General features: G+C 27.2%; 5 protein-coding genes. All 5 read left to right on the plus strand.

Annotation, left to right across the window (positions count from 1 at the left end; all coding sequences use genetic code 11):
- Positions 1–232 precede the first annotated feature (232 nt).
- On the plus strand, positions 233–1,594 hold the full coding sequence (locus GOQ29_RS09885; RefSeq protein ID WP_203372491.1) for an aminotransferase-like domain-containing protein: 1,362 nt from the start codon (positions 233–235) through the stop codon (positions 1,592–1,594).
- 368 nt (positions 1,595–1,962) lie between these two features.
- The gene (locus tag GOQ29_RS09890; RefSeq protein WP_203372492.1) at positions 1,963–2,604 is read left to right on the plus strand and encodes a 4'-phosphopantetheinyl transferase family protein; all 642 of its coding nucleotides are present in this window, start codon (positions 1,963–1,965) and stop codon (positions 2,602–2,604) included.
- 24 nt (positions 2,605–2,628) lie between these two features.
- Entirely contained in the window at positions 2,629–5,103 is a 2,475-nt protein-coding gene (locus tag GOQ29_RS09895) for an ABC transporter permease (RefSeq protein WP_203372493.1), read from the plus strand.
- A gap of 72 nt (positions 5,104–5,175) precedes the next feature.
- Complete coding sequence (locus GOQ29_RS09900) at positions 5,176–5,868, plus strand: ABC transporter ATP-binding protein (RefSeq protein WP_203372494.1); 693 nt, start codon at positions 5,176–5,178, stop codon at positions 5,866–5,868.
- A 3-nt stretch (positions 5,869–5,871) separates the two neighbouring features.
- Positions 5,872–7,357: condensation domain-containing protein (locus GOQ29_RS09905; RefSeq protein WP_252187585.1), on the plus strand; the 1,486-nt coding region annotated here is incomplete at its 3' end.

A 7,357-nucleotide genomic window follows, 5' to 3' on the forward strand; every position in this document is an offset into this window, starting at 1 on the left:
TTCAAAGGATTTTGGATACTTTCGTATCACTCCATGCTCTTTATGAACATGGGAGGCTGTCAATATTGTAATTGTTAGTTACCTCCACCAATCGTTACAATTTTTATTCCATCCATTCACAAAACCTCCTAAATATTTTTTAGAATATTCTTTAAGTTTATTATATTTTGTTTTTTAAGTGATTTCAATTGTGATAGAATGTAACTGTACCAGTACAGTCAAGGAGGTAAAGATGAAAAATACCTATGAACGAATAGTTGAAGATATTGAAAAAGACATAAAGAACGGATGCCATAAGGCTGGTAAAAAACTACCATCTGTTAGAGAATTAGGCAATAAATACAATTGTAGTAAAAATACTGTTGTGAAGGCATACGAAACCTTAAAAAATAATCATATAGTTTATTCTATACCGCAAAGCGGCTATTATATCGTGGAAAAATTAATAAAAAATGAGGAAACAACTTCGTCGGTTATTAATTTTTCAACTGGAAACCCCATTATAGGAAATATGAATACTCCTGATCTAAAGCATTGTCTTGATCGTGCTGTGGATATCTATAGAAATAACTCTCTAAGTAGTAATTCTTGGGGAGGAGTAGGTTCATTAAGAAGAATCTTGCCTAAGTACCTCTCTGATTTTCAGGTATTTACAAACCATGATAATATATTTGTAAACTTAGGAATTCAACAAGCTTTAAGTATATTAACACAAATGCCTTTTCCCAATGATAAGAATTTGATTTTAATAGAGCAGCCGACATACCGTTTCTTTATGGAATTTTTAAAATTTTATGGTGCTAAAGTAATAGGAATAACAAGAGATGAAAATGGAATAGATCTAAATAGGCTTGAAGATATTTTCAAAAAGAAAAGAATTAAATTTTTTTATACCATACCTCGAAATCATAATCCATTGGGAACTTCCTATAATAGACTACAAAGAAAAGCTATCGCTGAATTAGCTGCCAAGTATGATGTATATATTGTTGAAGATGATTATTTTGGAGATATCTCTTTTGATAGTAGGTATGATCCTATTTATGCCTACTCAGACAATTATCATCATATATATTTAAAAAGCTTCTCCAAAATAATACCTTGGATGAGAATTGGATTCCTAGTAGTTCCATCTCACTTATTAAATATATTTCAACAATTCATTCAATTATCTTATTATTATTCCTATTTTTCTCCTTCTTTAGTATCTCAAGCTACACTAGAGATATATATTAGGAGTAATATCTTAAGAAAACATGTAACTTCTATTAAAAAAGAGCTCTCAGAAAAACAAAAAGTTCTAAGAAAAAATTTATGTACCCTTGAAGAATATGATATTAAATGCATTGGAGGAAAATCTGGATTTTACTCCTGCTTACAGCTCCCACATTATATAAATGAAAACAAATTAGTACAGGATTTAAAAAAACAGAATGTATTTGTTTTTCCAGGGGCACGTTTTTACTTAGATGATTCATTTTATAAAAAAAGTATACGTTTGAGTATTGCTTGTGTAAATCGTAATGACATTGATAGAGGATTTGAAATTATAAAATTTCAGCTTGAAAAATATAGTAAAGGATATATTTATTGATTTTTTAAGATTCTCATTTTTTTATATTAACATTAGTATTACATTTTCGTATTATGGTTTCTTATACAAATTATTTATATTATTAATGTTGTTTATACATCTATATAGGTTGTTTATACATTTGAACATGTTGTTTATACACTTATATATGTTGTTTATCCATTACTATTGAAATATGATACATAAATTTTGTAGAATATGATATATAATTGACGTGAAGCAACATAAAAAAAATGTTACATTTTTTTATAATATTGATTATTTTAAGTAACAAAATAGTTATATGTAAAAGAATATTATGTAATAATTTTATTTATTTATTATAAATGAAAACATATAATTAGAACAAATTTACAGATGAGGGGAAAATGGGTATTAAAAGCATTTCCGAAGTTTTGAAAAAATATTATATTGAGGAAGTAATAATTAGGGGTAAAAAAGTACAGGTTTTTGTTTTTACATCATTGGATAGTATCAGTGATGAATCACTAAAGGCTATGTTATCATTGATGCCATTAGAGCGTAAGATTAAAGCTAGTCGTTATAAGAGGAAAAGAGATAAAAAACTATGTATTATATCTTATATGTTGTTTATTTTAGCTATGGAAAAGGGATTTAATATTTATGGGCCTTATGATTTTTTGTTTAATGAAAATGGGAAACCTTTTTTGAAATATTTTCCAGAACTATATTTTAATATAAGTCATTGTAAAATTGGTGTGACTTGTGCTATTGCTAAGGAAAAGATTGGAGTAGATATTCAAGATATGATTCCCTTTAATATAAGATTAGCAGAATCTATTTGTTCTGAAAATGAACTGAGATTGATCAATAATTCTATTGATAAAGATTTAGAATTAACAAAAATTTGGACAATAAAAGAAAGTTATTTTAAAATGCTTGGAACTGGTTTAATTGAACCTTTAGGAAACTTAGATATATGTGAATTAGATAATTTTTATCAAAAAATTAATTTAAAGGAAAAATATGTTTTATCTGTAGCAATATAGATAGAAATAAATAGGGGGAAAAACATGAGAATTTTTATGAAGTACATTATAAGAAATATTTGGGAAAATAAGTTAAGAGGTTTCTTGATTTTATTTTCTCTTATGGTTTCTACATTTGTTGTATTTTTAAATTTTGTAGCTCGTGATGATATTATCCATCAGTATGAAACCTTACATGAAGAATCATATCGTGGGTACGACATGATTGTTAATCACGAGGATACAGATGATCCGTTTTTTAAGGAGGATGAATTTAAAACCGATAATATTGATGCTAGTAATAAATTATCAGCTATAACTACTTTTGGAGTAGTTGATAATGATGAGTTGACTCTCCAATTATATGGATGTAATAGAAAAAGTTATTTGGATGAGGGCTTATTTGTGATTTCAGAGGAGGATAATTTTAGTAATAGTAAAGATAATCAGATTTTAATTAGTCCTCAATTAGCTAAAAATTATGGGTACGAATTAGGCGATAAAATCTCAATTGAAACTCAAATAGGAGTAAAGGAATATGAAATAGGAGCTATTGCTAAAGAAACCGGATTATTTCTTGGTGTGGATAATGAAAATCTTATAGTTATGACTAATTCCGAAGTAGAAGAAATAACAGAACAAGAAAATAAAAGTAATGTATTAATGATTAGCCTTGCTGATAAATCCAACATAAAGAATAGTATTAAAACACTTGAAGAAAATAATGATGATTTTGTAGTGGAAACTTTGGTTGATCAGGAAACAATGGATTCTAATATTAATATGATTAGTCAAGTATTATTAATAATTTTGATATTAGTTTTATTGATGAATTATTATGTTATTTCTTCTAATGCTAAGGTTATTTTATTATCAAGAACTCCTGTAGTAGGGACTTTTAGAAGTTTAGGAGCAAGTAAAATTAAAGTTAATTCAATACTTGTTTTAGAGAATTTAGTATATGGTCTCTTGGGAGGAATTTTTGGTGTCATTTGTGGATTTTATTTTAGGGAAACAATATTAGAGACCATAGCCCAGGGTGTATTATCTAATGCTCCATTAGGAGAAATATCAGCACCAATCAATTATGTATACATAATATTTGCATTGATATTTGCTGTAATAATTCAATTGATTAGTGTTATACATGTAATTTATCATATTGGGAATTATTCTATAAAGAATTTAATATTTGAAGAATTAAGTTCTGTTCAAAAAGTTTCTATTGTTCTTACTGTATTAGGTTTTGTGTTACAAGGATTTTCTTATGTTTTATATAGAATAAACAATTCATATAATCTGATTTTAGCGATATTGGCTTTAGTATTTGCTATGGCTGGAGGAATATTAGTATTACCTTTCATCACTAAATATTTATCTTTATTTATGACTAAAATAAATAAATTGATATTTGGAGAAGCTCCTTCTTTAGGAACAAGGAATATTTCAACTAGTAAAATTATTAATTCTAATATTAAACTTGTAGTTATTTCACTTTCAATGATTTTAATGATTTTTATGACATCTTCGTCCCTCGAGAATTTATTCGTAAAAGCAAAAGGTTCTTTTGAATTAGATCTACAGTTATATGGAATGGAAAAAAAGGAAAATGATTATTTAAAATTAAAGAGAGTTCAAGGAGTAAAAGATCTTCAATTTTTATATAGTTATACGAATACTCTGACGGTCAATGGGAATGAAATGAATCTTATTTTATGTGGATTTGAAGACGAAAGACTTGGTGTTAAAAATAAAGATGGAAAAATAGAAAATCTTAAAAATGGTGAGGTTATGATTGATGAGTTCTATGCTATAAAGAACGGATTTGAAATAGGGGATCAATTAGAAATTGAATCAGATGATTTTAAAACTAAAAAAATTAAAGTGGAGATAGTGGGAACCATAGATTCATCTATATTTACTACAGCTAGAAATACAATAGTATTCTCTGAGGATCAATTTAAAAAGAATGTATCAGATATACCTAGCAGTATATATGTAGGTACCGATAAGAATCTAACACAGATGAAGAAAACTTTATATAAAGAATTATCTGGAGAAAATATTACCGTGGAAACTTTTAATGAATTTATTGAAAATCAAGAACAACAAGTAAGTGGTTTATTATCAATGGTATGGATATTTTTAATACTTTCTATATTGTTGTCAGCTATTGGATTAGTAAATAATCAAGTTATAGGATTTATACAAAGAAAGCGAGAATATGCTGTTTTATATTCAGTATCTATGAGTAAATTCCAGTTAAATATAATGATATTTTTTGAAATAATAAGTTCTTTTTTAATTGGATGTATATCTGGTTTAGTATTAAGTATTTGGATGAGTAAATTATTAGGGGTATTATTGAGTTCTATAGGTATTTATTTGGAATTTAGTTTCCAATGGGGAAATATTTTTACGGTTGTAGGATCAATTTTTGTTGTTCTGATGTTAACGGCAATAATTCCAATATTTAAAATTCTAAGGATGAATGTAATTGAAGAAATAAAATATGAGTAATTTAGATATTAAATTATTAATTTAATATCTAAATTAAAAGTAATTAAAAACAGAAATTGTGGGGGGTTGAAAATGAAAAAAGTTATTGAAGTAAAGAATCTTTGCAAAAATTTTGGTTCTGGAAATAATATTACAAAAGTTTTAAAAGATATTACTTTTGATGTAGAGGATGGTCAATTTCTATCTATTATGGGGCCTTCTGGTTGTGGAAAAAGTACATTGTTGTATTTAATGGGAGGTTTAGATGCTCCAACATCGGGGGAAATTTTAATAAATGATAGAGATATTCAAAAATTAAAAGACAGAGAAATTAGCAAAATACAGAGATCTGATATTGGATTTGTATTTCAGTTTTACAATTTAGTACATAATTTATCGGTAGAAGAAAATATACTTTTACCTATAGCGATGAGTGGTCAACGTGTAAAAAAATATCATAAAAAATTAGATGAAATTTTAGATATAGTAGGTCTTAGTGATAAGCGTAAAGATATTCCAAGTCATTTATCAGGGGGGCAACAGCAACGGGTAGCTATAGCTCGAGCAGTTATTACTAATCCTAGTATTATACTTGCTGATGAACCAATAGGTAATTTAGATAGTAAATCTGGTGAACGAATTATGGAATTATTTAGAGATATTAATTGCGAATATGGTATTACAATTATTCAAGTTACTCATGATGAGAGTAAGACTTTATATGGAAACCGATTAATTCGATTATATGATGGGATTATTATAGAAGATAAGGTGGTGGCTAATTAAATTATGAGTAAGCAACAATTGAATAAAAACATAGAAAAGATATATCCTTTAAGTCCTCTTCAAGAAGGAATGTTATATCATCAACTCTTAGATGAGAAATCTGGAGATTATGTTGTGCAAACAACTTTAAAAATAAATGGAAAATTTTCAGTAGATGTGGCAAAGGAAAGTATACAGCTTCTTGCGACAAAACATGATGTATTAAGAACAATCATTCCCTTGAATAGGTTTAAAAAGTCTGTTCAAATAGTGCTTAAAGAAAAAGAAATTGAGTTTAAAAAATTTGATTTCCAAGGATATTCATCAGAAGAACAAGAAATTAGAATAGACGAATTTCTTAAAAAAGATGTGGAAAGAGGATTTGATTTTGAAAAATCCTCTAATTTTCGTGTTGCTATAATAAAATTATCTCATGATGAATGGATTATGGTATGGAGCTTTCATCATATTATTATTGATGGATGGTGTTTATCTATACTTTTTCAAGACTATCTGTCTTATTATTTTGCTCTTAAGAAAGGTGAATCTAAAGAAAAAATTGTTACTTCAATAAAAAATTCAAAGAGTGTTGAACTTTCTTATAGTCAATATATTAAATGGTTGGAAAGACAAGAAAAAGAAGAAGTATATAAATATTGGGAAGAGCTTCTTGATGGATATGAGACAGATGCCAAAATTGATTCTTTTTCAGGTGAAAAAGTAAACGGCAATAAAATTTCAGAATCGAATCTTTTTTTTGAATCATATGAATATAAAGCCATAAAAGAAAAGTCTGCATCTTATAATGTGACAGTGAGTACAATGATTGAAGCGGCTTGGGGTCTTTTACTACAGTTTTATAGTGGTTCTAATGATGTGGTTTTTGGGAAAGTAGTTTCGGGAAGGGACATTTCATTACCAGGAATAGAAAAATCGGTAGGATTATTTATTAATACAATTCCTTCAAGGGTCAAAACTAGTGAGGATATGAGTTGTATAGAATTATTGAATAATATACAAAATCAAGGTACAAAAAGTTTAGAATATCAACACTGTTCTTTGGCTGATATTCAATCAAGGACTTTTAAAGGAGATTTTATTCATTCAGTTTATGCTTTTGAGAATTTTTTAACTAATCCAGGAATATTGTCAGAACAGGAGGGTTTGACTTTTGAAATTATCAAATCTCGAGAGCAAACTAACTATCCACTTACTTTACGTGTTAATCAACTTGGAACATTAAGATTGGATATGCTTTACAATACTAATCTATTTTCAGAAAAGGATATTAATTTGATTCTTTCTCACTTAAAGGAAATAGTTATTTATTTTGCTTTAAATCCAGATTCTTTAGTGAGTTCTATAGATATAATAACAGATGAAGAAAAGAATGAAATTACTAAAGTCTTTAATGATGTTGAAATAGATCATAATAAGGATCTCAATGTTAAGGAAATATTTGAAAAAACAGTTGACAAATATCCTAATAAAACAGCCTTAGTATATGAAG

It is taken from the genome of Anaeromonas gelatinilytica (assembly GCF_016820635.1).
Taxonomy (GTDB): domain Bacteria; phylum Bacillota; class Clostridia; order Tissierellales; family SIT17; genus Anaeromonas; species Anaeromonas gelatinilytica.

Coding starts and splice junctions, on each gene's coding strand:
- GOQ29_RS09885 (WP_203372491.1), top strand. CDS start 233: ATGAAAAATACCTATGAACGAATAGTTGAAGATATTGAAAAAGACATA.
- GOQ29_RS09890 (WP_203372492.1), top strand. CDS start 1,963: ATGGGTATTAAAAGCATTTCCGAAGTTTTGAAAAAATATTATATTGAG.
- GOQ29_RS09895 (WP_203372493.1), top strand. CDS start 2,629: ATGAGAATTTTTATGAAGTACATTATAAGAAATATTTGGGAAAATAAG.
- GOQ29_RS09900 (WP_203372494.1), top strand. CDS start 5,176: ATGAAAAAAGTTATTGAAGTAAAGAATCTTTGCAAAAATTTTGGTTCT.